Source organism: Streptococcus sp. 2579 (assembly GCF_013277195.1).
Taxonomy (GTDB): domain Bacteria; phylum Bacillota; class Bacilli; order Lactobacillales; family Streptococcaceae; genus Streptococcus.
The window spans coordinates 43,181-69,351 of sequence record NZ_VMMM01000013.1 but is presented as its reverse complement, the minus strand read 5'-3'; the positions used below and the strand labels follow the sequence as shown (position 1 = coordinate 69,351).

The following is a 26,171-nucleotide window of genomic DNA, read 5'->3' as shown; positions in this document are numbered from 1 at the left end:
GAAGAGTATTGTTGTCTTGGTGCTCAGGGTGTGATGGATTAAACTAGGAAAATAATTCTAAGAATTTATAAAAGATAAAATCTTTTTCTATAGGGTTATTCTCTTATACAAGGAGTCTACTATGAAGAAACTATTCATATTATTATCAACTTTTTTTCTCAGCTTCTTCCTTGCTTGGATTATTGTCTTACGTGCGCCACAATATTTATATGCAAGCTATGATTCCGTTTCCTTACTTCGTGTCAAAAAAGAGGCTCAGGAACCGACTCGTGAGGTATTTGAACAGGAATTGGAGAATTTTGTAAACTCAGAACAGAGTTTAATAGCTAGAAGAATTGTAGAGCCGAGTAAGGATGGGACGACTCACTTTACTTATGCAACTTATGGTCAGGGAACTTTACCAAAAGAATTCCAAGAAGCTAGTCAAGAAAGTCGTGAACGTAGTGATCCGCTAAATAGTTATCTCCTTTTGTCAGGCTCCTTGACGAAAGAAAAGCTTGCCGATAAATTAGGAGATTTGGGTTATAAAGCAATTGCTGACCGAAAGACACCTCCCTATTCTCTTGCTTTTCGAATGTTACTAAATCCCCTTATTTTAATTAGTTTAGCAATATTTGGCTTATCTTTCTTTGCTTTAGTGATTATCACTCGGATTAAGGAAATGAGAGCAGCAGGTATAAAACTCTTTTCTGGTCAGACTCTCTTATCCATTATGGGGCATTCTTTATCTACTGATATTAAGTGGCTCCTTCTATCAGCCCTCCTTTCCTTCCTAGGTGGGGGAGTCGTTCTTTTTAGTCAAGGTTTGTTTTATCCTATCTTGTTAGCCACCTATGGTTTTGGGATTAGTTTCTATCTGTTGTTTTTATTGGGTATTTCAATTTTACTAATGCTTCTTTATCTAATGAGTTTGAGTTACAAAGCATTAGTTCCCGTTATTAAGGGAAGATTACCCCTCAAACGCTTGATGATTTTAACCCTATTGTGTCAGTTGGTTGCTGTCTTTACAGTGGGCTACGCTGTTAAGACAGGTTTGACGTCTTACCAACGATTGAAAGAACTTGAAATTTCAAAACAAGCATGGCATGACAGAGTAGACTATTATCAAATTTCTTTTGGCTTAGGTGACAGAGTAAATGATACAGAAAATCAGAATAAGTGGTATGCCTTTGCCAAGGAAGCAATCGAAGAAGAACAGGCTCTATTTGTAAAAGATAATCTCATTCATTTTGCAAATCCTCAAGGAAAAAATGAAAACGGAGAGACACTGGATACCTATAGTCCAGATGCTAATGTTCTCTATGTCAGTCCAAGTTATTTAGACAAGGAAAATGTGGCTGTAAATGATGAGACTAGACAGAAACTAGCTCATCTTCAAAAAGGGGAATTTGGACTCTTATTACCAGAATCTCTTCGTTCACAGGAAGCAGAACTTAAGAAAGTTTTTGAAGAACGTTTGAACTATTACGGAAAATCAAGTGAGGAGGCAAGTGCTCCTTTAGAGTATGAAATGAGAGCGATTGTTAGCTATCTTCCAACTGGAGAAAAGCGATTTGTTTATAATAACGGTGAAAGCCCAGTATCCATTCAGTACTTAACCGATCCGATTTTAGTTGTATTTACTCCAACATCTACAGGTGATAGTTTCATTTCAAAATATGTTTGGTCTATCAATGCTGGAAAACAACTCTTTATCAAAGGATATGAGAGTGGGCTAGAACTCTTGAAGAAAGCTGGAATTTATGAGCAAGTATCCTATCTTAAAGAAGGAAGAAGTGTTTATCTAACTCGTTATAATGAAGTGCAAACTGAAACAGCAACTTTAATCCTAGGAGCTATTGTGGGGATAGCTAGTTCCTTGTTACTCTTTTATTCTGTCAATCTTCTATATTTCGAGCAATTCCGTCGAGATATCTTGATTAAACGAATTTCAGGTTTACGATTTTTTGAAACACATGCTCAGTATATGGTTAGCCAATTTGCCAGTTTTGTATTTGGTGCTAGTTTCTTTATTTTAAGCAGTCGAGACTTGGTGATTGGCTTGCTCACTTTATTAGTCTTTCTAGCTAGTGCAGTTTTGACGCTTTACCGTCAAGCTCATAAAGAATCGCGTGTTTCTATGACAATTATGAAAGGAAAATAGGATGATTGAACTAAAGAATATATCTAAAAAATTTGGAAGCCGTCAGCTATTTTCAGATACGAATCTTCATTTTGAAGGTGGGAAAATTTATGCCTTAATTGGTACAAGTGGCTGTGGTAAGACAACACTCTTGAATATGATTGGACGATTAGAGCCATATGACAAAGGACAAATCATCTATGATGGCACTTCTCTTAAAGACATCAAGCCTTCTGTTTTCTTTAGAGATTACTTAGGATACCTATTTCAAGATTTTGGCTTAATTGAAAGCCAAACCGTCAAAGAGAATCTCAATCTGGGTTTAGTTGGTAAAAAGTTGAAAGAGAAAGAGAAAATCTCTTTGATGAAACAAGCTCTAAACCGTGTAAACCTCTCTTATTTGGATTTAAAGCAACCTATCTTTGAATTATCAGGAGGAGAAGCACAACGTGTTGCACTAGCGAAGATAATTTTAAAGGATCCACCTTTGATCCTGGCAGATGAACCAACCGCTTCGCTAGACCCCAAAAACTCTGAGGAATTACTTTCTATCCTAGAATCTTTAAAAAATCCGAATCGAACCATTATTATTGCGACCCACAATCCTCTGATTTGGGAGCAAGTGGATCAAGTTATTCGAGTTACCGATTTATCAAATAGATGATATGGTAAGATTCATACTCAATGAAAATCAAAAAGCAAACTAGGAAGCTAGCCGCAGGCTGCTCAAAGCACTGCTTTGAGGNNAAGTCAGTAACCATATATACGGCAAGGCGAAGCTGACGTGGTTTGAAGAGATTTTCGAAGAGTATCAGTTAGAAGAAAGAGTCACAAACACACTTTGTGGCTTTTTTATTTCCATAAAAATGGTAAAATAGTAGGAGTAGAAATGGAGTTTGAGACATGAAAGTAATAGATCAATTTAAAAATAAGAAAGTCCTTGTTTTAGGTTTGGCCAAGTCTGGTGAATCTGCAGCTCGTTTGTTGGACAAGCTAGGTGCCATTGTGACGGTAAATGATGGGAAGCCTTTTGAGGACAATCCAGCTGCCCAAAGTTTGTTGGAAGAAGGAATCAAGGTTATCACAGGTGGCCATCCTTTGGAACTTTTGGATGAAGAGTTTGCCCTTATGGTGAAAAATCCAGGTATTCCCTACAGCAATCCCATGATTGAAAAGGCTTTGGCCAAAGGTATCCCTGTTTTGACTGAGGTGGAATTGGCTTACTTGATTTCAGAAGCGCCCATTATCGGTATCACAGGTTCAAATGGAAAAACGACCACAACGACTATGATTGGGGACGTTTTGACTGCTGCTGGGCAACATGGTCTTTTATCAGGAAATATCGGCTATCCTGCCAGTCAGGTTGCTCAAACAGCGACAGACAAGGACACTCTTGTTATGGAACTTTCTTCTTTCCAACTCATGGGCGTTCAAGAATTCCATCCTGAGATTGCGGTTATTACCAACCTCATGCCAACTCATATCGACTACCACGGTTCTTTTGAGGAATATGTAGCAGCCAAGCGGAATATCCAGAACAAGATGACAGCAGCTGATTTCCTTGTTTTGAACTTTAACCAAGACTTGGCAAAAGAATTGGCAAGAAAAACACAAGCTACAGTTGTACCATTCTCAACACTTGAAAAGGTTGATGGAGCTTATTTGGAAGATGGTCAACTCTACTTCCGTGGGGAAGTGGTCATGGCAGCGAATGAAATCGGAGTTCCAGGTAGTCACAATGTGGAAAATGCCCTTGCGACTATTGCTGTAGCTAAGCTTCGTGGTGTAGATAACCAGATCATCAAAGAAACTCTTTCAGCCTTTGGTGGTGTCAAACACCGTCTCCAATTTGTGGATGAAATCAAGGGTGTCAAATTCTATAATGATAGTAAATCAACCAATATCTTGGCTACCCAAAAAGCCTTGTCAGGATTTGACAACAGCAAGGTCATCTTGATTGCAGGTGGTTTGGACCGTGGCAATGAGTTTGACGAATTGGTTCCAGACATTACTGGACTCAAGAAGATGGTCATTCTCGGTCAGTCTGCAGAACGTGTTAAACGGGCAGCAGACAAGGCTGGTGTGGCATATGTGGATGCGACTGACATTGCAGATGCGACCCGCAAATCCTATGAACTTGCGACTCAAGGAGATGTGGTTCTTCTCAGTCCTGCCAATGCCAGCTGGGATATGTATGCTAACTTTGAAGTACGTGGCGACCTCTTTATCGACACAGTAGCGGAGTTAAATGAATAATATGAAAAAAATTGTCTTTACAGGTGGGGGGACGGTGGGACACGTTACTCTCAACCTTTTGTTGATGCCCAAGTTCATCGAAGATGGATGGGAAGTCCACTATATCGGAGATAAACGTGGCATCGAACACCAAGAAATCCTCAAGTCGGGTCTAGATGTCACCTTCCATTCCATTGCGACTGGGAAATTGCGTCGTTATTTCTCTTGGCAAAATATGCTGGATATCTTTAAAGTTGGGTGGGGAATTGTCCAATCGCTCTTTATCATGTTACGAATTCGTCCACAGGCTCTTTTTTCAAAGGGGGGCTTTGTCTCAGTACCGCCTGTTATCGCTGCGCGTGTGTCAGGAGTGCCTGTCTTTATTCACGAATCTGACCTGTCTATGGGCTTGGCCAATAAAATCGCTTATAAATTTGCGACCAAGATGTATTCAACCTTTGAGCAAGCTTCAAGTTTGTCTAAGGTTGAGCATGTGGGAGCAGTGACCAAGGTTTCAGACCAAAAAAATCCAGAACCAGATGAATTGGTGGATATCCAAACCCACTTTAATCAAAAATTGCCAACTGTATTGTTTGTCGGTGGTTCTGCAGGCGCTCGTGTCTTTAACCAATTGGTGACAGACCATAAGAAAGAGCTGACAGAGCGCTACAATATTATCAATCTAACTGGAGATTCTAGCCTGAACGAGTTGAGCCAAAATCTTTTTCGTGTTGACTATGTGACCAATCTCTATCAACCTTTGATGGAATTGGCTGATATTGTTGTGACACGAGGTGGTGCCAATACGATTTTTGAGCTCTTGGCCATGGCAAAATTGCATGTTATTGTGCCGCTTGGTCGTGAAGCTAGTCGTGGAGACCAGATTGAGAACGCAGCTTACTTTGTTAAGAAAGGCTATGCAGAAGAGCTTCAAGAAAGTGATTTGACCTTGGATAGTTTGGAAGAGAAGCTGTCTCACTTACTAAGCCACAAGGAAGACTACCAAGCTAAGATGAAGGCTTCTAAGGAATTGAAATCTCTAGCAGATTTTTATCAATTGTTGAAAAAAGATTTATCATAAGGAAAGTAAATGTCAAAAGATAAGAAAAATGAGGGCAAAGAAATCCTCGAAGAATTTAAAGAGTTATCAGAATGGCAGAAACGAAACCAAGAATATCTAAAAAAGAAGGCTGAAGAAGAGGCGGCTCTAGCTGAGGAGAAAGAAAAGGAAAGACAAGCTCGAATGGGAGAAAAATCCGAGAAGTCAGAGGACAAGGAGGGCTCGGAGAGTGAAGCGGACCCAGAAGATGAAGAATCAGCTAAGGAAAAGTCTGAAGAAAAAGTAGAAGCCCCAGAGGGTGACAAAAAGGAAGAAGAGATAGAAGAATCAGGGTCTAAAGAGAAGGAGGAACAGGATAAAAATCTTGCTAAAAAGGCTCCAAAGGAAAAAGCAGCCAAAGCAAAGATTCCTGGCCTCCATATCTTGCGAGCTCTAACGATTTTATTTCCAAGTCTGCTTTTATTGATTGTCTCTGCCTACCTACTAAGTCCTTATGCGACCATGAAGGATATCCGTGTTGAGGGAACGATGCACACTACGGCTGATGATATCCGACAGGCTTCAGGCATTCAGGATTCGGATTATACGATTAACCTTCTGCTAGACAAGGCAAAATATGAAGAGCGGATCAAGTCTAATTATTGGGTTGAATCAGCTCAACTTGTCTATCAATTTCCAACCAAGTTTACTATCAAGGTTAAAGAATACGATATTGTGGCCTACTATGTTTCTGGTGAAAATCATTATCCTATTCTTTCCAGCGGTCAGCTTGAGACTAGTTCTGTGAGCTTGGTCAGTTTGCCAGAAACTTATATATCAGTTCTCTTTAATGATAGCGAACAAATCAAGGCTTTTGTCTCAGAACTTGCTCAAATTAGCCCAGAACTCAAGGCAGCTATCCAAAAGGTGGAACTAGCTCCCAGCAAGGTGACTTCCGATTTAATTCGATTGACCATGAATGATTCGGACGAAGTCTTGGTTCCCTTGTCTGAAATGAGCAAGAAATTGCCTTATTACAGCAAGATTAAGCCACAATTGTCAGAACCGAGTGTGATTGACATGGAAGCTGGAATTTACAGCTACACTGTAGCGGATAAATTAATTATGGAAGCTGAGGAAAAGGCCAAACAAGAGGCTAAGGAAGCCGAGAAAAAACAGGAAGAAGAACGTAAACGTTTAGAAGAAGAACAGAAAAAACAAGAGGAAGAGAGCAATCGAAACCAAACGACCCAGCGCTCATCGCGTCGCTAGGTTTACCTTTTCTTTCATAGCTCTTTAGTTGCCATGTTTTTACTTGACAAGTGCTAGTAGAAATAATAGAATAGTAAAAAACCTTTAAAGCAGTCCAGAGAGGCAGCTAAGGTTAGACGGTGAAAGGGTGGAGACTACCCATTTTTCGTGGAACCTTGCTGTTGGCAGGTTCCTTTTTTCGTGGCTTCTTGTGGCCAGACTCTCTCACTAGCAAAGGTAAAAGGAGAAACCTATGCGAGAACATCGTCCAGTCATTGCTCTTGATTTTCCTAGTTTTGAGGCGGTCAAGGAATTTTTAGCTCTTTTCCCAGCAGAAGAAAGCCTTTATCTCAAGGTAGGGATGGAGCTTTATTACGCAACGGGTCCTGAGATTGTATCTTACTTGAAAGGTCTGGGTCATAGTGTCTTTTTGGATCTCAAGCTTCATGACATTCCCAATACAGTCAAGTCAGCTATGAAGGTCTTGTCTCAGCTTGGTGTGGATATGACCAATGTTCATGCTGCTGGCGGTGTAGAGATGATGAAGGCTGCGCGTGAAGGTCTTGGAAGTCAAGCAAAATTGATAGCTGTAACGCAGCTCACATCAACGTCAGAAGCCCAGATGCAGGAGTTTCAAAATATCCAAACCAGTCTGCAAGAGTCTGTCATTCATTATGCTAAGAAGACAGCTGAAGCGGGATTAGATGGTGTCGTTTGCTCGGCTCAGGAAGTGGAAGTCATCAAGCAGGCTACCAATCCAGATTTTATCTGTCTGACACCAGGGATTCGTCCAGCTGGTGTTGCAGTTGGAGATCAAAAACGAGTCATGACACCTGCTAATGCCTATCAAATCGGTAGTGACTATATCGTAGTGGGACGTCCCATTACCCAAGCTGAGGATCCTGTTGCAGCTTATCATGCCATCAAGGATGAATGGACACAGGACTGGAATTAAAGAATAGATTATAAAAATAAAAGGAGAATACCATGACACTTGCTAAAGATATCGCTAGCCACCTCTTGAAAATTCAAGCCGTTTACCTCAAACCAGAGGAGCCTTTCACTTGGGCATCTGGTATCAAGTCGCCGATTTACACAGATAACCGTGTAAGTCTTGCCTATCCAGAAACTCGTACCCTAATTGAAAATGGCTTTGTGGAAGCTATCAAAGAAGCCTTTCCAGAGGTAGAAGTCATTGCAGGAACTGCAACAGCAGGGATTCCACACGGAGCTATTATTGCTGACAAGATGAATCTGCCATTTGCCTACATCCGTAGCAAACCAAAAGACCACGGTGCTGGTAATCAAATCGAAGGTCGCATAGCTCAAGGTCAAAAAATGGTAGTAGTTGAAGACCTTATTTCAACAGGTGGTTCTGTTCTTGAAGCAGTAGCAGCAGCCAAGCGAGAAGGAGCAGATGTACTTGGAGTTGTAGCGATTTTTAGTTACCAATTGCCAAAAGCAGATCAGAACTTCTCAGATGCAGGTGTCAAACTTGTGACGCTTTCTAACTACAGTGAACTCATCCATCTAGCCCAAGAAGAAGGCTATATCACACCAGAAGGACTCGATCTTCTAAAACGCTTTAAAGAAGACCAAGAAACTTGGCAAGAGGTGTAAAAAATCAAAAGACTAAAAGGTTAAAAATTATACTATTCTGTCATATCAGGTATATGGATGACAAGATTCAAGTTGTTAATGTTTTTTACGTCAATTGTTTCAGTTTTAGATTTGCTTAGCTTGCTCTTATATAAAAAGTAGCACACGTCATGAAAGTTACAAGGATTAAAGTATAATCCATAAACATGGTCAGATTTCCTTTTCTGAGATTTTGGAATTTCTTGCTTATCCCAGTCTTTTCAGTGATTTTAGCGCCAAGTTCTTTTTAGTTTTGAAAGATTATCCGTGAATTTCTTGGTTATTTATGATAAAATGGGAGTATCGCAAAAAATGACTCATCGTATTCAATTTTGAGTAAAACTAGGAGGATCCCATGTCTACAGAACATATGGAAGAACTAAATGACCAGCAGATCGTTCGCCGTGAAAAAATGGCTGCGCTCCGTGAACAAGGAATCGATCCCTTTGGAAAACGCTTTGAACGTACTGCAAATTCACAAGAATTAAAAGATAAATTTGCTGACCTCGATAAAGAACAATTACATGATAAAAACGAAACAGCTACTATCGCAGGACGCTTGGTAACCAAACGTGGTAAAGGTAAAGTAGGTTTTGCCCACCTTCAAGACCGTGAAGGTCAAATCCAGATCTACGTTCGTAAGGATGCTGTCGGTGAAGAAAACTACGAAATCTTCAAAAAAGCAGACCTTGGTGACTTCCTTGGTGTCGAAGGTGAAGTGATGCGTACGGATATGGGGGAACTCTCTATCAAGGCTACTCACATCACACACTTGTCTAAGGCTCTTCGTCCTCTACCAGAGAAATTCCATGGTTTGACAGACGTTGAAACAATTTACCGTAAACGTTACCTTGACTTGATTTCTAACCGTGAAAGCTTTGAACGCTTTGTCACTCGTTCAAAAATCATCTCTGAAATCCGTCGTTACCTTGACCAAAAAGGTTTCCTTGAAGTGGAAACACCTGTTCTTCATAACGAAGCCGGTGGTGCTTCTGCCCGTCCATTTATCACCCACCACAATGCCCAAAACATTGACATGGTACTTCGTATCGCGACTGAGCTTCACTTGAAACGCCTTATCGTGGGTGGTATGGAACGCGTCTATGAAATTGGCCGTATCTTCCGTAACGAAGGAATGGATGCTACTCACAACCCTGAATTTACTTCTATCGAAGTTTACCAAGCTTATGCAGACTTCCAAGACATCATGGACTTGACGGAAGGCATTATCCAACATGCTGCTAAAGCTGTTAAAGGTGATGGTCCAGTCAACTATCAAGGTACTGAAATCAAGATCAACGAACCATTTAAACGTGTTCACATGGTGGATGCTATCAAAGAAATTACTGGTGTCGATTTCTGGCAAGACATGACTTTGGAAGAAGCTAAAGCTATCGCTGCTGAGAAGAAAGTTCCAGTTGAGAAACACTACACTGAAGTTGGTCACATCATCAATGCCTTCTTTGAAGAGTTTGTTGAAGAAACCTTGATCCAACCAACCTTTGTCTATGGACATCCAGTAGCTGTATCTCCACTCGCGAAGAAAAATCCTGAAGACCAACGCTTTACTGACCGTTTCGAGCTCTTCATCATGACTAAGGAGTACGGTAATGCCTTTACTGAGCTCAACGACCCAATCGACCAACTTAGCCGTTTTGAAGCCCAAGCTAAAGCCAAAGAACTTGGTGATGATGAAGCGACAGGAATCGACTATGACTACATCGAGGCTCTTGAATACGGTATGCCACCAACAGGTGGTTTGGGAATCGGTATCGACCGTCTCTGCATGCTCCTCACTGATACAACTACTATCCGTGATGTATTGCTCTTCCCAACAATGAAATAAGCTCTTATCCTCTGGTACTTGCCAGGGGATTTTTTTGCCTCTTTGTCAACTGTAGTGGGTTGAAGAAAAGCTAAGCTCGAGAAAGGACAAATTTCGTCCTTTCTTTTTTGGCTCTTTGTCAACTGTAGTGGGTTGAAGAAAAGCTAAGCTCGAGAAAGGACAAATTTCGTCCTTTCTTTTTTGATATTCAGAGCGATAAAAATCCGTTTTTTGAAGTTTTCAAAGTTCCGAAATCCAAAGGCATTGCGCTTGATAAGTTTGATGAGATTATTGGTGGCTTCCAGTTTGGCGTTGGAATAGGGTAGTTGAAGGGCGTTGGCAATTTTCTCTTTATCCTTGAGGAAGGTTTTAAAGACAGTCTGAAAAAGAGGATGAACCTGCTTTAGATTGTCCTCAATGAGCCCGAAAAATTTATCCGGTTCCTTATTCTGAAAGTGAAAAAGCAAGAGTTGATAGAGATGGTAGTGATGTTTCAAGTCTTCTGAATAGCTCAAAAGCTTGTCTAGAATTTCTTTATTCGTCAAGTGCATGCGAAAAGTAGGGCGATAAAAACGTTTATAGCTGAGTTTCCGACTATCTTGTTGGATGAGTTTCCAGTAGCGTTTGATAGCCTTGTATTCATGGGATTTTCGATGAAACTGATTCATGATTTGGACACGCATACGACTCATAGCACGGCTCATGTGTTGGACAATATGGAAACGATCCAACACGATTTTAGCGTTTGGAAAAAGCTGTTTAGCCAAGTCATAGTAGGGGTTAAACATATCCATAGTAATGATTTTCACCTGACAACGAACGGCTCTATCGTAGCGCAGAAAGTGATTTCGGATGATAGCTTGTGTTCTACCCTCAAGAACAGTGATGATATTGAGCTTGTCAAAATCTTGCGTAATAAAGCTCATCTTTCCCTTTGTAAAGGCGTACTCGTCCCAGGACATAATCTCAGGGAGGTAAGAAAAATCAAACTTAAAACGGAAATCATTGAGCTTACGAATGACAGTTGAAGTTGAAATAGCCAGCTGATGAGCAATATCGGTCATAGAAGACTTTTCAATCAATTTTTGCGCAATTTTTTGGTTGATAATACGAGGGATTTGGTGATTTTTCTTGACGAGAGAGGTTTCGGCGACCATCATTTTTGAACAGTGATAGCACTTGAATCGACGCTTTCTAAGGAGAATTCTAGTAGGCATACCAGTCGTTTCAAGATAAGGAATTTTAGAAGGTTTTTGAAAATCATATTTCTTCATTTGACTTCCGCACTCAGGGCAAGATGGGGCCTCACAATCTAGTTTAGCAATGATTTCTTTGTGGGTATCCATATTAACAACATCCATAATTTGGATATTAGGGTCTTTAATGTCTAGTAATTTTGTGATAAAATGTAATTGTTCCATATGATTCTTTCTAATGATGGTTTTGTCGCTTTTCATTATAGATCTTATGGAACTTTTTTTCTACAACAAAATAGGCTCCATAATATCTATAGGGGATTTACCCACTACAAATATTATAGAGCCATTTTTTTGATGCAAAAAGAGACTGAATTTAAGGAGAAAATGAAGTATAGTGTATTGAAGTTGAAATAGTACACTTTGATTTCTAAGACATTGTTAGAAATTGGTTTAAATTCCCTAATCAATTTGCGCATGTTTTATTTCATTTTACGATAGTACGCTGAAACTTTTCAAAAAGTACTAGAAATTGACTTGGACTCCCCAATTGATTTGTTCAGATTCACTATAAATAAAAAATTAATAAGAGGGATAGGAAGTTAGCGTCAACTAGGATAGTATCTTGCTTAAACAGTATTATGGGACTGATATAAGTCCATAGGCTCTATTAGAGGATGTTCTGGTGTCTTATTCACTTGTTTTTTATAGCATTAGTAGATAGAATCAGCAAATAAAAAAGTAGTTCAAATGCCTGGCAGCAAAAAATCTCAACGATTCACTTAATATAGACTAAAGTTTAGAGTTTAAGGAAAGTAGGGATAGTATATTGTATGAAAAAATAAGATGGTTTTTAAGCAAAACTCTTGAAAATGATTGAAAAAAGAGTTATTATAGTTGTATAGTAAAAAGCAAACGCTTACTTAATCAAGGAGGACAGTTTATGTCATACAAAACAAGCAATGCAGAAGGTCATGTAGATTTCATCAATACCTATGATTTGGAGCCCATGGCGCAAAAAGTGATCCCTAAAGCAGCCTTTGGTTATATCGCCAGTGGAGCAGAGGATACTTTTACTTTACGGGAGAACATCCGTGCTTTTAACCACAAACTCATCGTTCCGCATACGCTTTGCAATGTAGAAAATCCAAGTACAGAGATTGAATTTGCAGGTGAAAAACTGTCTTCACCAATCATTATGGCGCCTGTTGCGGCTCATAAATTAGCTAATGAACAGGGTGAAGTGGCGACTGCGCGTGGTGTGCATGAGTTTGGTTCTCTTTATACAACTAGCTCATACTCTACTGTTGACCTTCCAGAGATTTCTGAAGCCCTTCAAGGGACACCTCACTGGTTCCAATTTTACTTTAGTAAGGATGACGGTATCAACCGCCATATCATGGACCGTGTGAAGGCTGAAGGTTATAAAGCGATTGTCTTGACGGCAGATGCTACTGTAGGGGGTAATCGTGAAGTGGATAAGCGTAATGGTTTTGTCTTCCCAGTTGGCATGCCGATTGTTGAAGAATACCTGCCAGAAGGTGCTGGTAAATCAATGGACTTTGTTTACAAATCAGCTAAACAACGCTTGTCTCCACGTGATGTAGAATTTATCGCTGAATACTCAGGACTTCCTGTGTATGTCAAGGGACCACAATGCCGTGAGGACGTTGAACGTTCGCTTGCTGCAGGAGCTTCTGGTATCTGGGTAACCAACCACGGTGGTCGTCAAATCGACGGTGGACCAGCTGCATTTGATTCACTTCAAGAAGTAGCAGAAGCAGTCGACAAACGCGTACCAATTGTCTTTGACTCAGGTGTTCGTCGTGGTCAACATGTCTTTAAAGCCTTGGCTTCAGGAGCAGACTTGGTAGCTATTGGTCGCCCTGTTATCTATGGCTTGGCTCTCGGCGGTAGTGTTGGTGTGCGTCAAGTCTTTGAACACTTGAATGCGGAATTGAAGACAGTTATGCAGTTGTCTGGAACTCAGACCATTGAAGATGTCAAACATTTCAAACTCCGTCACAACCCATACAACCCAACCTTCCCAGTTGACCCACGTGACTTAAAATTGTATTGATAAAAGAGATTGCCTCCACTGAATGTGGAGGTTTTTCTTCGTGTATTGGAAGAATAAATCACCATTAAAAACAATATAAATATATTTTCTAATCAAATATCTTGCTAGGGCTTTCATTTTTTGCTATACTGGTGCAGTAATTAAATAATAAAGACATTTGGGGTGCTTTAGGCTGAGATGATACCCATTGAACCTGATACAGTTAAGACTGTCGAAGGGAAATGTGAAACGTTTTTTCGTATGTCGAAATGAACGGTCTAATCTTGTAAGCTAAACTCTAATTCTTGATTGTAATTGGAGTTTTTTTGTTTATATAAGCTGGATGAAGGTGATACAAAGCATTTAGGTAGCTCTTCTTGAACGCCCTTGATTTTCTTTAAAAAGGTCAAGTAAAACTAGGATTTTCTTGGTGTTTTGTTGATTACGAACGAGTAAAAGGAGGAAAAATAAATATGGAAACACAGGTTTATGCATTTCAGCCAGGTTTGATTGTTGGAGAATTATTAAAAAATAGTCAGAAGGATTGGCAGGCTGCAATCAATCATCGTTTTGTCAAGGAACTTTTTACGGGGACAATTGAGAATAAGGTCTTAAAGGATTACTTGATTCAAGATTATCACTTCTTTGATGCCTTCTTATCCATGCTAGGTGCTTGCGTAGCCCACGCAGACCAGCTTGAATCCAAGCTCCGTTTTGCCAAGCAACTAGGCTTTCTTGAAGCAGATGAAGATGGTTATTTCCAAAAGGCTTTCAAAGACTTAAAAGTATCTGAGAATGACTATCTGGAAGTGACCTTGCACCCTGTAACAAAAGCCTTTCAGGATCTGATGTATTCGGCAGTGGCTTCATCAGACTATGCCCATCTTTTGGTCATGCTGGTCATTGCAGAAGGACTCTATTTAGACTGGGGTTCTAAAGATTTGGCTCTACCTGAAGCCTACATTCATTCGGAATGGATCAATCTCCACAGAGGTCCTTTCTTTGCAGAGTGGGTTCAATTTCTGGTTGACGAACTCAATCGTGTCGGAAAAGGTCGAGAAGATTTGACAGAACTTCAGCAACGCTGGAATCAAGCGGTCGCTTTAGAATTAGCCTTTTTTGATATTGGTTATGATGCCTAGAGAAAGTTCAGGATACTGACAAATTTGACGAGGTAAATCATTCAATGTAACTGAAAAAAATTCTCAACTAAAGATAGAGATAAATCGAAATCAATAGATCGTATAAAGTGAAAAGAAAGGAATTCAATATGACAAGTTTAAAATTATTAAAAGAAAAAGCACCTTTGGTCATTTGCATAACCAATGATGTAGTAAAAAATTTCACAGCAAATGGATTAGTAGCACTGGGTGCCTCACCAGCTATGAGCGAGTACCCAGCAGACTTAGAAGATTTATTAAAATATGCTGGAGGATTATTGATTAACATTGGGACTTTAACGGATGATAATTGGAAATTATACCAAGCTGCTCTGAAAATTGCAGAGAAATATAATGTCCCAGCAGTTTTAGATCCTGTAGCCTGTGGAGCAGGAGAATATAGAAAAAAAGTAGCAGATGATTTAATCAACAATTACAAACTAGCTGCGATTAGGGGGAATGCTGGAGAGATTGCTTCTTTAGTAGGTATAAATGTGGCATCTAAAGGAGTAGATAGTGCTGGTGTGGATAATATTGATGAGATTGCTCTAGCAGCCAACGCTAAGTTTCATATTCCAATAGTAGTGACTGGAGAAGTTGATGCGATTGCTGTTAATGGAGAAGTGGTAACGATTCATAATGGTAGTGCCATGATGCCAAAAGTCATTGGGACAGGATGTTTATTAGGGGCAGTGGTAGCAAGCTTTATCGGACTAGAAAAAGGTCAAGAATTGAAATCATTAGAAACAGCAATGTTGGTTTACAATATCGCTGGAGAAATGGCAGAAAAACGTCCAAATGGACATCTTCCTGGAACATTTAAAGTTGAATTTATGAATGCCTTATACGAGATTTCAGATGAAGATGTAAAGGAATTCAAAAGAGTGAAGTAAAATGTTTCATAAAGAATTACTAAAACTATATTTTATTTGTGGAACGACTACTTGCCAAGGAAAAGATCTATATAGAGTCGTTGAGGAAGCCTTAAAAGGTGGTATAACCTTATTTCAATTTCGTGAAAAAGGGGAGGGAGCCTTAGAAGGTAAAGAAAAAGTCGAATTAGCAATTAAACTACAGGATCTTTGTAAAAAATACAATGTTCCATTTATTGTTAATGATGATATTGAGTTAGCATTGGAAATAGATGCTGATGGCGTACATGTAGGACAAGATGACCTTGGAGTTGATGAAATTAGAAAATTGATGCCAGATAAAATAATTGGTCTTTCTATAAAAAATGAGGAAGAATTTCAACAATCAAAAGTTGAATATGTAGATTATGTCGGTGTTGGTCCTGTATTTGATACCCAGTCAAAGGATGATGCTGGTGGTGCTATAGGTTATGAAGGTCTTAAATTGATAAGAAAACTATTGCCACAAATGCCCTTAGTTGCAATTGGTGGGATACAGACGCAACATATTAAAGACATTATACAGACCAATATAGATGGTGTTTCAATCATTTCAGCAATATCGTATGCAAAAAATATAGAAAAAACTGTTCGAGAAATGAGTGAACAATAGGTATCAATCTATCCTTGGATTCTGAGTAGGATTTTCCTTTTTTAAAAAGCTATGTTCAGATTCAGCTTGAATGGCTAATTCATCAAACAGGTCATTTGTTTTTTGCAAAAGAAAGATCTGCTGTATTTATGAGTGCAAGGCTGTATTTCCAGTTCAATTTCTTGAACTAGTATAAAATGTGTGTTATAATAATCACATAATTAAATAATAAAGACATTTGGGGTGCTTTAGGCTGAGATGATACCCATTGAACCTGATACAGTTAATACTGGCGAAGGGAAATGTGAAATGTTTTTTTCGTATGTCGAAAAGAACGGTCTAATCTTGTAAGCTGAACTCTAATTCGTATCTGTAATTAGAGTTTTTTCTTTTACGAAACTGGATGAAGGTGATATAAATCCTTTTGGTAGCTCACCTTGAGTGCCCCAATTTTCTTTAAAAAAAGGAGTTTTTTATGTTGAAAAAATGGCAGTTAAAAGATGTTATTTTGCTTGCTTTCTTGTCTATCTTTTTTGGTGGCGTTTTCGTTGGTTCAGGATATGTGTATAATATTCTCAGCCTACTCTTAACACCTCTTGGTTTACAGGCTTTTGCCAATGAAATCCTCTTTGGACTCTGGTGTATGGCTGCGCCCATTGCTGCCATCTTTGTTCCGAGAGTCGGAAGTGCAACGATTGGAGAAGTGCTAGCTGCGCTTGCTGAAGTCCTTTATGGTAGCCAATTCGGTCTAGGTGCCCTTTTGTCTGGCTTGGTTCAAGGTTTGGGAAGTGAACTTGGTTTTATCGTAACCAAGAATCGCTATGAAAGTTGGCTCTCTCTAACTGCTAGTAGTATTGGGATTACGCTTGTTAGCTTTGTCTATGAATACATTAAGTTAGGTTACTACGCCTTCTCTCTTCCTTTTGTCCTTTCCTTGCTTGTGGTGCGTTTTATTTCTGTTTATTTCTTCTGTACCATTTTGGTTCGTGCCATTGTCAAACTCTATCATCAGTTTGCAACTGGAGGAAAGGCATAGATGGGGCTGGAATTACGGGAGATTCAGGCCCCAATTTTTTCGGAACCGCTTGATTTTACTTTTCATGAGCAAGCTTTTACCTTGTTAGTTGGGAGTAGTGGGTCTGGAAAATCGAGCCTCTTTCAAGTTATTGCCCAAGTTAGTTCTCTTCCCTATAGCGGTCAAGTCCTGATAGATGAGAGCGAGGTCAGTCAGCTTTCTATCATCGAACGTGTCCAAACGGTTGGTATTCTCTTTCAAAATCCCAATCATCAATTTACCATGGAGAACTTGTTTGAGGAGCTGATTTTTACCTTGGAGAATATCGGCTATCCCGTTCAGGAAATTGATTCTAAAATAGCAGAGGTTGTCCAGCAATGTCGTTGCAAGGACATCTTGCACCGTCCCATCCATCACTTATCAGGTGGAGAAAAGCAAAAGGCTGCTTTGGCTGTTCTCTTTGCTATGAATCCTAGGGTCTATCTATTAGATGAGCCCTTTGCTTCCATTGATCGCAAGAGTAGGATAGAGATATTGGAGATTCTAAAAGAGTTGGTCTCTAATGGGAAGACAGTTATTTTGTGCGACCATGATTTATCTGATTATGAAGCCTATATCGACCATATGGTGGGGCTAAGAGTTGGACAACTAAGGGAAGTGTTTCAAATCCCTGCCTCTGAAATGACACAGGCTGTTTCAAAGGAGGTTGCTTCTAGCCCAGAACTATTCCATATGGATCGAACGACTTGTGAGCTTGGTAACCGCCCCCTCTTTTCGATTGCTGATTTCACATTTTACCAAGGAATTTCCTGTATTTTGGGTGACAATGGTGTCGGGAAATCAACCCTCTTTCGGTCTATTCTTCAATTTCAAAAGTATAAGGGGCGCATTACCTGGAGGGGGACAGTCCTGAAAAAGAAAAAGAGTTTGTATCGTGACCTGACGGGTGTTGTTCAGGAAGCTGAGAAACAGTTTATCCGAGTCAGTCTGCGAGAAGAGCTTCAATTAGATGGACCTGATTCTGAAAGAAATCAACGAATTTTCCAAGCTTTACGATATTTTGATCTGGAGCAGGCTCTTGATAAGAGTCCCTATCAATTAAGTGGTGGTCAGCAAAAAATTCTTCAGCTCTTGACCATCTTGACCAGTAAGGCTTCAGTGATCTTGCTAGATGAACCTTTTGCAGGTTTGGATGATAGAGCTTGCCATTATTTTTGCAAGTGGATTGTGGAGGAGAGAAATCAAGGAAGAAGTTTTCTGATCATTAGCCATCGTTTAGATCCCTTGATCTCTGTGGTTGATTATTGGATTGAGATGACTAGTCAGGGTCTTCGTCATGTGAAATCAGTGACAATTACCAAACCACTTACGTCTCAGAGTAGCAATATCCAAGGGGAGGTGAGATAGTATGGTCAAAGTAGCAACCCAGACACCGATTATCAGTCTCTTCTTGCTGATTTTATCCTTGGAAACATCTTTCATTCCTTCGATTGCTCTGAATCTTTCGGTAGTCGCATTCTGTATTCTCTTTATGCTCTATTACCGTCGATTTAAAGTATTGGCTTGGATGATTCTGCTCGCCATTTTGCCATCCTTTGCCAACTACTGGGCAGTTCAGTTACATGGAGATGCTTCGCAGGCAGTCATGCTTGGAACGAGGGCCTTTGTGACCGTTTGTATTGGTCTTGTTTTTGTTTCCTCTATTTCCCTAAAAGAGCTTCTCTTGTACTTGGCCCAAAAGGGGTTATCACGCTCTTGGGCCTATGCCTTGATTGTGGTATTTAATTCCTTCCCCCTCATTCAGCAAGAAATCAAGTCCCTAAAAGAAGCTTGCCTATTACGTGGTCAAGAACTGCATTTTTGGTCGCCCTTGATTTACAGCAAGGTTCTGATGACAGTCTTTAGGTGGCGCCATCTTTACCTGAGAGCCCTGTCGGCGCATGGATATGACGAACATGCACAGTTGAAGAATAGCTATCGGACTTTTTATATTCCTAAAAAAACAAAATTAATCTACCTGCTTTTCTTTTTATTGCTTCAAACCAGTCTATTTTTATAAAGGAGTTATTATGGAATTTACAGATATTGCGATGGAATTATCCAAGGAAGCTTGGCAGGCTTCCTTTCATCATCCCTTTATTTTACAATTACAAGAGGGGGATTTAGAACCTGCCGTTTTCCGCTATTACCTGATTCAGGATGCCTACTATCTGAAGGCCTTCTCAGAAATCTATCACCTTTTGGCTGATAAGACTTCAAACCAAGAGATGAAAAGACTCTTGAAACAAAATGCTCAGAGTCTAGTGGAGGGTGAGTTATTTATCCGCCAACAATTTTTCAAGGAATTGGAAATCAGCGATCAGGAAATGGAGCAACATCCAATCGCTCCAACCTGCTATCATTACATTTCTCACATTTATCGGCAATTTGCAGAGCCAAACTTGGGCATTGCCTTTGCAAGTTTGCTGCCTTGTCCTTGGTTATACCATGATATAGGCAAATCACTTAATCTTAAACCATCACCAAATCCTCTCTACCAACAATGGATTGAAACTTATATTACGGATGAGTTAGAGCAACAGATCAGAGAGGAGGGAGAGCTAGTCAATCAACTCTATCGCGAAAGTAATGAGACAGACAAGAAAAAAATGCTAGATGCCTTCCACATCAGTGTTCACATGGAAGCTAAGTTTTGGCAAATGGCCTACCAACACCAGACATGGAAGAGTGATTTACACTCTTTAGAAAAAGGAGAAGAATAGAAATATGAGAAAGCACCAATTGCAAGTTCACAAATTAACCATTTTATCCATGATGATTGCCCTTGATGTAGTCCTTACGCCTATCTTTCGGATTGAGGGAATGGCACCGATGTCCAGTGTAGTCAATATTCTAGCAGGAATCATGATGGGACCTGTTTATGCCTTGGCTATGGCTACAGTCACAGCCTTTATCCGTATGACGACTCAAGGGATTCCGCCTTTAGCTCTCACAGGAGCGACTTTTGGAGCCCTCCTTGCAGGTCTCTTTTATAAGTATGGTCGAAAATTTCATTATTCCGCTCTAGGAGAGATTTTGGGAACAGGTATTATTGGTTCTATTGTTTCCTATCCTGTTATGGTACTCTTTACAGGATCGGCCGCTAAGCTTAGTTGGTTTATCTATACTCCTCGATTTTTTGGAGCAACCTTGATTGGTACAGCGATTTCCTTTATTGCCTTTCGATTTTTAATCAAGCAGGAATTCTTTAAAAAAGTGCAAGGATATTTCTTTGGTGAAAGGATAGACTGATGCAGGCATTGACAAATCCTTTTCCTCTGGAAATGACTTCCCTAATTCACTGTATTACCAATGAGATTTCTTGTGAGATGCTAGCAAATGGGATTTTGGCTTTGGGATGTAAACCAGTTATGGCAGATGATTCCCGTGAGGTTCTTGATTTTACTAAGCAAAGCCAGGCACTCTTCATCAATTTGGGGCATTTGTCAGCTGAGAAGGAAAAAGCAATCCGTATGGCAGCTTCTTATGCAGCTCAAGTTTGTCTCCCAATGGTAGTAGATGCGGTTGGCGTAACAGCTTCAGTCATTCGTAAGAGCTTAGTTAAAGACCTTTTAGACAATAGCCCTACGGTCCTTAAAGGAAATATGTCAGAAATCCGAAGTCTTGTTGGCTTAAAACACCACGGCGTTGGGGTCGATGCCAGTGCTAAAGATCAAGAAACGGAGGATTTGCTTCAAGTCTTGAAAGACTGGTGTCAGACCTATCCTGGTATGTCATTCTTAGTTACTGGTCCTAAGGACCTCATCGTTTCGAAGAATCAGGTCGCTGTACTGGGAAATGGCTGTACAGAATTAGACTGGATAACAGGGACAGGAGACTTGGTTGGAGCCTTGACAGCCGTTTTTCTCAGCCAAGGAAAGACTGGATTTGAAGCTTCGTGTTTAGCAGTCTCTTATCTTAATATCTCCGCTGAGAGAATAGTTGTTCAAGGAATGGGATTGGAAGAATTTCGTTACCAAGTACTCAATCAGTTTTCGCTTCTAAGGAGAGATAAAAACTGGTTAGATGCCATCAAAGGAGAGGTTTATGAATAGAGAAGCACTTAGACTATATCTGGTAACCAATCGCTACCAAGATTCCGTGGAAAGATTTCTTGAAAAGGTTGAGACGGCTTGCCGTTCAGGGGTTACCATAGTCCAATTACGAGAAAAAAATCTCACAACCAATCAATATTATCAACTAGCAAAACAAGTCAAGGAAATAACAGATGTTTATCAGGTACCCTTGATAATCGATGATCGTTTGGATGTTTGTCTTGCAGTCGATGCTGCAGGTCTGCATATCGGAGACGATGAATTACCAGTTTCGGTTGCCCGACAAGTCTTGGGACCTGAAAAAATCCTCGGTGTCACCGCTAAAACAATAAAAAGAGCTCTGGAAGCAGAAACATCAGGTGCAGATTACTTGGGGACAGGAGCCATTTTCCCAACCACCACCAAGGAAAATGCGCCCATTACTCTGATATCGACCTTGAAAACAATTTGCCAAACGGTTGACATTCCAGTAGTTGCTATTGGCGGCTTGACTTCAGAGAACATTGACCAGCTTATGGGCACTGGCATAGCTGGAGTAGCTGTAGTGCGTGATTTGATGCAGGCAGAAGATATTGAGGCAAAAACCCAAGCCTTTTTATCAAAGCTGGATGACATTATTTCCTAACTAATACTCAATGAAAATCAAAGAGCAAATTAGGAAGCTAGCTGCAGGTTACTCAAAGCACAGCTTTGAGGTTGCAGATGGAAGCTGACGTAGTTTGAAGAGATTTTCGAAGAGTATAAAAACTCTCTAATTCCCTTAAAGTAGGAACTAGAGAGTTTTTTTCTTAATCTTTAAAAGTTGTATGGTTGACTGGGCCAGAGCCATGACCGAGTTGAGGAGCGTCTTGGATGGCTTTTGTGATAAAGGCCTTGGCCTTATCGACTGCCTGATAGAGAGTCTTGCCCTTGGCTAGTTCAGCCGTAATCACTGCAGCAAAGGTACACCCAGTACCATGGGTGTGACAGGTTTGAATTCGTGGGCTTTCCCAGACAAATTGGTCATCCTTGGTAAAGAGGAAATCCTTGGCACCGCCTTCGAGATGCCCACCTTTGATTACCACAGACTGAGGACCAAATTCTTTTAAAATCAGGCGACCGGCACGCTGCATGTCTTCAGGATCATGGATTGAAAAACCAACAATCTCTTCTGCCTCAGGAAGATTGGGCGTGATAATGGTTGCAAGGGGAAGTAGGTTTGTTTTTAGGTAAGTTCTGGCACTGGTACCAATCAGGGTGTCACCGCTTGTTGCGACCATAACAGGGTCAAGGACGTAGGGACAGTCCAACTTTTTAAGATAGGGTTGGATGATTTCCATGATTTCGGTAGTTGCCAACATCCCAGTTTTTACAGCCTGAGGTGGAATATCAGAAAAGACACTGTCCAATTGGGCTTTCAACATTTGAGGAGAAACGTGCTCGATTAATTGAACACCTCTGGTATTTTGAGCGACAAGACTGGTTACAACAGCCATTCCATAGACATCTCTAGCTTGGAACGACTTTAAATCAGCCATAATGCCAGCACCACCACTGGGGTCAGTACCTGCAATGGTCAAAGCAACGGGTAAATAAGTCATCTAAAACCTCCCAACCAACTGAAGTTTGTATTCTCAAGAACAAGCAAGTCTGTTTTAGGAAGGTAATAGAAGACTGCTAGTCCCCATTATCATTTCCACTTCCATCAGCTAGCATTACCTAGATTGAGTCAAAGGGTCTAACAGTTGTTAATCTCAGCTTTACGCACCCCTAGTGGTTGTTTTCTTTTTTTCTTTAGTATAGCATATTTTTATTGTTTATATAGTAATATTTGACTGCAAATCGTTTTTTAAATGATTAAAATTCTATTTTTTAAAGAAAAGATTGATTTTATAATTGACAAATGTAGATTTTAAGAGTATACTATTTAACATAATTGACAAATGTAGATTTTGGAGGTGTGATGATGCAGATTTCAGATGCAGAATGGCAGGTAATGAAGATTATTTGGATGCAAGGAGAGCAGACTAGTACGGATTTGATTAGGGTTCTGGCGGAGCGGTTCGACTGGTCCAAGTCGACCATTCAGACTCTTTTGGCTCGTTTGGTTGAGAAAGAGTGTCTGACAAGGAAAAAAGAAGGCAAGTTCTTTGTCTATTCAGCCCTTTTAACTTTGGAACAAAGTCGGGATTTACTTGTCCAAGATATCAAGGACAAGGTTTGTTCTCGTAGGATTAAGAACTTGTTGGCTGATTTGATTACTGAATGTGATTTTACTCAGGCTGACTTGGAAGACTTGGAAGCTGTGATTTCTGAGAAGAAATCAAGCGCTGTAACAAAAGTAAAATGTAATTGTATGTAAAGGAGACGTCATGTTAAATAGTATTGTAACCATTATTTGTATTGCCCTTATCGCGTTTATCTTGTTCTGGTTTTTCAAAAAGCCTGAAAAATCTGGACAAAAGGCCCAGCAAAAAAAGGGCTACCAAGAGATTCGAGTGGAGGTCATGGGGGGCTATACGCCTGAGTTGATTATCCTCAAGAAATCAGTGCCAGCCCGCATTATCTTTGACCGCAAGGATCCTTCACCCTGTCTGGATCAAATTGTTTTTCCAGATTTTGGTGTCCATGCGGACCTACCTATGGGGGAAGAGTATGTAGTGGAAATCACGCCTGAGCAGGCTGGAGAGTATGGTTTCTCTTGTGGCATGAATATGATGCACGGTAAGATGATAGTAGAGTAGGAGGAGACTATGACTGAAATTGTAAAAGCAAGTCTTGAAAATGGTGTTCAAAAAATCCGTATCACGGCAGACAAAGGCTATCATCCAGCCCACATTCAACTGCAAAAAGGAGTTCCTGCTGAGATCACCTTTCACCGTGTGACACCTTCAAACTGTTATAAGGAGATTCTTTTTGAAGAAGAAGGCATCTTGGAACCAATCGGCGTAGACGAAGAGAAAACAATTCGTTTTACACCTCAAGAATTAGGCCAACATGAATTTTCTTGTGGTATGAAGATGCAAAAGGGAAGCTATACAGTCGTTGAGAAGACTCGAAAATCTCTGTCACTTTTACAGCGTTTTTGGATTACTAGTATCTTTACTGTGCCTCTTGTGATCCTCATGATTGGGATGTCGACAGGAGGAATTAGTCACCAAGTCATGCGTTGGGGCACCTTTTTAGCCACAACACCGATTATGCTAGTAGCAGGTGGTCCTTATATTCAAAGTGCTTGGGCTAGTTTTAAAAAGCACAATGCCAACATGGATACCTTGGTTGCTCTGGGAACCCTAGTAGCCTATTTCTATAGCTTAGTTGCCCTCTTCGCTGGCCTCCCCGTTTACTTTGAAAGTGCTGCATTTATCTTCTTCTTCGTTCTTATGGGAGCCGTTTTTGAGGAGAAAATGCGGAAAAATACTTCCCAAGCTGTGGAGAAATTACTTGACTTGCAGGCTAAAACTGCAGAAGTCTTGCGTGAGGATAACTATGTTCAAGTCCCTTTGGAGCAAGTCAAGGTAGGTGACCTGATTCGAGTGCGTCCCGGTGAAAAGATTGCGGTTGATGGTGTCGTAGTAGAAGGTATCTCTAGTATTGATGAGTCTATGGTGACAGGTGAGAGTCTACCTGTGGACAAGACAGTTGGAGATACTGTTATTGGCTCAACCATCAATAATAGTGGAACACTTGTTTTTAGAGCAGAAAAAGTTGGTTCAGAGACTGTTTTGGCTCAGATTGTGGATTTTGTGAAGAAAGCTCAGACAAGTCGTGCGCCGATTCAGGACTTGACGGATAAAATTTCAGGCATTTTTGTTCCAGCAGTTGTCATTTTAGGGATTGTGACCTTTTGGGTTTGGTTCGTCTTGCTCAGGGATAGTGTAGTTGTGCTTGGAGCGAGTTTTGTCTCTTCGCTTCTCTATGGAGTAGCAGTTCTGATTATTGCCTGCCCTTGTGCCTTGGGACTTGCAACACCGACAGCCCTTATGGTGGGGACAGGTCGCAGTGCCAAGATGGGAGTTCTCCTCAAAAATGGAACGGTTCTACAGGAAATCCAGAAAGTCCAAACTATTGTTTTTGATAAGACAGGAACTTTGACGGAAGGGAAACCTGTGGTCACAGATATCATCGGCGACGAAGTAGAAGTGCTTGGATTGGCAGCTTCCTTGGAAGAAGCTTCTCAACACCCACTGGCTGAGGCTATTGTTAAGCGAGCGACTGAAACTGGACTTGAGCTTCACACTGTGGAAAATTTCCAAGCCTTGCACGGAAAAGGTGTCTCAGGGCAAATCAATGGAAAACAAGTTCTGCTTGGAAATGCTAAAATGCTGGATGGCATGGATATTTCTAGCACTCATCAAGATAAACTAGAAGAACTGGAAAAAGAAGCTAAGACAGTTGTGTTCTTGGCTGTGGACAATGAAATCAAAGGCTTGCTAGCCTTGCAAGATATCCCCAAGGAAAATGCCAAGCTAGCCATCAGTCAGCTGAAAAAACGAGGTCTTAAAACAGTCATGCTGACAGGAGACAATGCAGGTGTGGCGCGTGCTATTGCCGATCAAATCGGAATCGAAGAGGTCATTGCAGGTGTCTTGCCAGAAGAAAAAGCCCATGAAATCCATAAACTACAAGCGACTGGAAAAGTAGCCTTTGTTGGGGACGGTATCAATGACGCTCCTGCCCTTAGTGTAGCAGATGTGGGGATTGCTATGGGAGCTGGAACAGATATTGCCATCGAGTCAGCAGATTTGGTGTTGACAACTAATAACCTCCTAGGAGTGGTTCGTGCCTTTGACATGAGTAAGAAAACCTTTAATCGAATTCTGCTCAATCTTTTCTGGGCCTTTATCTACAATGTCGCCGGAATTCCGATTGCAGCAGGAGTCTTTTCAGGTGTTGGACTGGCCCTCAATCCAGAACTGGCAGGTCTAGCTATGGCCATTAGTTCTGTATCTGTTCTGACTAGTTCACTCTTACTAAACTTTAGTAAAATAGACTAAAAGTAATGACTGGATTTCTTTGTTATAAAACAGGAGTGACAGCACTTTCAAAACTGTA

At 40.5% G+C, this 26,171-nt stretch carries 24 protein-coding genes and 3 riboswitches; of the genes, 22 read left to right on the top strand and 2 right to left on the bottom strand.

Annotated features, from left to right (window positions below; translation table 11 throughout):
- The first annotated feature begins 121 nt into the window (after nucleotides 1–121).
- The 8 genes from HT725_RS07385 to lysS all read left to right on the top strand — a co-directional run bounded on the left by HT725_RS07385 (nucleotide 122) and on the right by lysS (nucleotide 10,131).
- Entirely contained in the window at nucleotides 122–2,143 is a 2,022-nt protein-coding gene (locus tag HT725_RS07385) for a bacteriocin-associated integral membrane family protein (protein ID WP_173217701.1), read from the top strand.
- A gap of 1 nt (nucleotide 2,144) precedes the next feature.
- On the top strand, nucleotides 2,145–2,786 hold the full coding sequence (locus HT725_RS07380) for an ABC transporter ATP-binding protein (protein WP_000571284.1): 642 nt from the start codon (nucleotides 2,145–2,147) through the stop codon (nucleotides 2,784–2,786).
- 239 nt (nucleotides 2,787–3,025) lie between these two features.
- Complete coding sequence (gene murD, locus HT725_RS07375) at nucleotides 3,026–4,378, top strand: UDP-N-acetylmuramoyl-L-alanine--D-glutamate ligase (RefSeq protein WP_173217699.1); 1,353 nt, start codon at nucleotides 3,026–3,028, stop codon at nucleotides 4,376–4,378.
- Nucleotide 4,379: 1 nt separating this feature from the next.
- The gene (locus HT725_RS07370; RefSeq protein ID WP_173217780.1) at nucleotides 4,380–5,438 is read left to right on the top strand and encodes a UDP-N-acetylglucosamine--N-acetylmuramyl-(pentapeptide) pyrophosphoryl-undecaprenol N-acetylglucosamine transferase; all 1,059 of its coding nucleotides are present in this window, start codon (nucleotides 4,380–4,382) and stop codon (nucleotides 5,436–5,438) included.
- Between the two features lie 9 nt (nucleotides 5,439–5,447).
- Nucleotides 5,448–6,668, top strand: coding sequence for a cell division protein FtsQ/DivIB (locus HT725_RS07365; RefSeq protein WP_173217697.1), 1,221 nt, complete (start codon nucleotides 5,448–5,450; stop codon nucleotides 6,666–6,668).
- 232 nt (nucleotides 6,669–6,900) lie between these two features.
- On the top strand, nucleotides 6,901–7,602 hold the full coding sequence (pyrF, locus tag HT725_RS07360; protein ID WP_173217695.1) for an orotidine-5'-phosphate decarboxylase: 702 nt from the start codon (nucleotides 6,901–6,903) through the stop codon (nucleotides 7,600–7,602).
- Between the two features lie 32 nt (nucleotides 7,603–7,634).
- The gene (pyrE, locus tag HT725_RS07355; protein ID WP_173217693.1) at nucleotides 7,635–8,267 is read left to right on the top strand and encodes an orotate phosphoribosyltransferase; all 633 of its coding nucleotides are present in this window, start codon (nucleotides 7,635–7,637) and stop codon (nucleotides 8,265–8,267) included.
- A gap of 373 nt (nucleotides 8,268–8,640) precedes the next feature.
- Nucleotides 8,641–10,131: a lysine--tRNA ligase gene (lysS, locus tag HT725_RS07350; protein ID WP_088791010.1), complete on the top strand. Its 1,491-nt coding sequence runs from the start codon at nucleotides 8,641–8,643 to the stop codon at nucleotides 10,129–10,131.
- 143 nt (nucleotides 10,132–10,274) lie between these two features.
- Here lysS and HT725_RS07345 read toward each other — a convergent pair whose 3' ends face one another.
- Nucleotides 10,275–11,531, bottom strand: a complete 1,257-nt coding sequence (locus HT725_RS07345) for an ISL3 family transposase (protein ID WP_173253332.1) — start codon at nucleotides 11,529–11,531, stop codon at nucleotides 10,275–10,277.
- 718 nt (nucleotides 11,532–12,249) lie between these two features.
- Between HT725_RS07345 and lctO the strand changes: the two genes are divergently transcribed.
- From lctO to thiE (HT725_RS07290), 11 genes are all read left to right on the top strand, one after another.
- Nucleotides 12,250–13,386, top strand: coding sequence for an L-lactate oxidase (gene lctO / locus HT725_RS07340; RefSeq protein ID WP_088791092.1), 1,137 nt, complete (start codon nucleotides 12,250–12,252; stop codon nucleotides 13,384–13,386).
- A gap of 148 nt (nucleotides 13,387–13,534) precedes the next feature.
- Nucleotides 13,535–13,623: riboswitch (TPP riboswitch) on the top strand.
- Between the two features lie 215 nt (nucleotides 13,624–13,838).
- Nucleotides 13,839–14,507, top strand: coding sequence for a TenA family protein (locus tag HT725_RS07335; RefSeq protein ID WP_173217691.1), 669 nt, complete (start codon nucleotides 13,839–13,841; stop codon nucleotides 14,505–14,507).
- Nucleotides 14,508–14,635: 128 nt separating this feature from the next.
- Nucleotides 14,636–15,418 (top strand): hydroxyethylthiazole kinase, encoded by a 783-nt coding sequence (gene thiM / locus HT725_RS07330; RefSeq protein ID WP_050262178.1) that lies wholly within the window; start codon nucleotides 14,636–14,638, stop codon nucleotides 15,416–15,418.
- A gap of 1 nt (nucleotide 15,419) precedes the next feature.
- Nucleotides 15,420–16,049, top strand: a complete 630-nt coding sequence (gene thiE, locus HT725_RS07325) for a thiamine phosphate synthase (RefSeq protein WP_173217690.1) — start codon at nucleotides 15,420–15,422, stop codon at nucleotides 16,047–16,049.
- A 208-nt stretch (nucleotides 16,050–16,257) separates the two neighbouring features.
- Nucleotides 16,258–16,346, top strand: a riboswitch (TPP riboswitch).
- Nucleotides 16,347–16,503: 157 nt separating this feature from the next.
- Nucleotides 16,504–17,064: an ECF transporter S component gene (locus tag HT725_RS07320; RefSeq protein ID WP_173217688.1), complete on the top strand. Its 561-nt coding sequence runs from the start codon at nucleotides 16,504–16,506 to the stop codon at nucleotides 17,062–17,064.
- Nucleotides 17,065–18,450, top strand: coding sequence for an ABC transporter ATP-binding protein (locus HT725_RS07315; RefSeq protein WP_173217686.1), 1,386 nt, complete (start codon nucleotides 17,065–17,067; stop codon nucleotides 18,448–18,450).
- Between the two features lies 1 nt (nucleotide 18,451).
- The gene (locus HT725_RS07310) at nucleotides 18,452–19,102 is read left to right on the top strand and encodes an energy-coupling factor transporter transmembrane component T (protein WP_173217684.1); all 651 of its coding nucleotides are present in this window, start codon (nucleotides 18,452–18,454) and stop codon (nucleotides 19,100–19,102) included.
- A 10-nt stretch (nucleotides 19,103–19,112) separates the two neighbouring features.
- Complete coding sequence (gene tenA, locus HT725_RS07305; protein WP_023933983.1) at nucleotides 19,113–19,805, top strand: thiaminase II; 693 nt, start codon at nucleotides 19,113–19,115, stop codon at nucleotides 19,803–19,805.
- Between the two features lie 4 nt (nucleotides 19,806–19,809).
- Complete coding sequence (gene thiW, locus HT725_RS07300) at nucleotides 19,810–20,334, top strand: energy coupling factor transporter S component ThiW (protein ID WP_023933981.1); 525 nt, start codon at nucleotides 19,810–19,812, stop codon at nucleotides 20,332–20,334.
- Complete coding sequence (locus tag HT725_RS07295) at nucleotides 20,334–21,137, top strand: hydroxyethylthiazole kinase (RefSeq protein WP_173217682.1); 804 nt, start codon at nucleotides 20,334–20,336, stop codon at nucleotides 21,135–21,137. The genes thiW and HT725_RS07295 overlap by 1 nt, the downstream gene beginning before the upstream one ends.
- Complete coding sequence (gene thiE, locus HT725_RS07290) at nucleotides 21,130–21,762, top strand: thiamine phosphate synthase (RefSeq protein ID WP_172923372.1); 633 nt, start codon at nucleotides 21,130–21,132, stop codon at nucleotides 21,760–21,762. The genes HT725_RS07295 and thiE (HT725_RS07290) overlap by 8 nt, the downstream gene beginning before the upstream one ends.
- Nucleotides 21,763–21,925: 163 nt before the next feature.
- Here the strand turns inward: thiE (HT725_RS07290) and thiD are convergent, their stop codons facing one another.
- Nucleotides 21,926–22,717, bottom strand: a complete 792-nt coding sequence (gene thiD, locus HT725_RS07285) for a bifunctional hydroxymethylpyrimidine kinase/phosphomethylpyrimidine kinase (protein ID WP_173217680.1) — start codon at nucleotides 22,715–22,717, stop codon at nucleotides 21,926–21,928.
- Nucleotides 22,718–22,800: 83 nt separating this feature from the next.
- A riboswitch (TPP riboswitch) is annotated at nucleotides 22,801–22,898 on the bottom strand.
- Between the two features lie 184 nt (nucleotides 22,899–23,082).
- On the opposite strand from thiD, the gene HT725_RS07280 reads away from it, so the two are divergent.
- Genes HT725_RS07280 through HT725_RS07270 form a run of 3 tightly spaced genes read left to right on the top strand, consistent with a single transcriptional unit; the run spans nucleotide 23,083 to nucleotide 26,113 of the window.
- Nucleotides 23,083–23,478 (top strand): CopY/TcrY family copper transport repressor, encoded by a 396-nt coding sequence (locus HT725_RS07280; protein WP_173217778.1) that lies wholly within the window; start codon nucleotides 23,083–23,085, stop codon nucleotides 23,476–23,478.
- Nucleotides 23,479–23,488: 10 nt separating this feature from the next.
- On the top strand, nucleotides 23,489–23,860 hold the full coding sequence (locus tag HT725_RS07275; protein WP_173217678.1) for a cupredoxin domain-containing protein: 372 nt from the start codon (nucleotides 23,489–23,491) through the stop codon (nucleotides 23,858–23,860).
- A gap of 9 nt (nucleotides 23,861–23,869) precedes the next feature.
- Entirely contained in the window at nucleotides 23,870–26,113 is a 2,244-nt protein-coding gene (locus HT725_RS07270) for a heavy metal translocating P-type ATPase (RefSeq protein ID WP_173253331.1), read from the top strand.
- Nucleotides 26,114–26,171 lie beyond the last annotated feature (58 nt).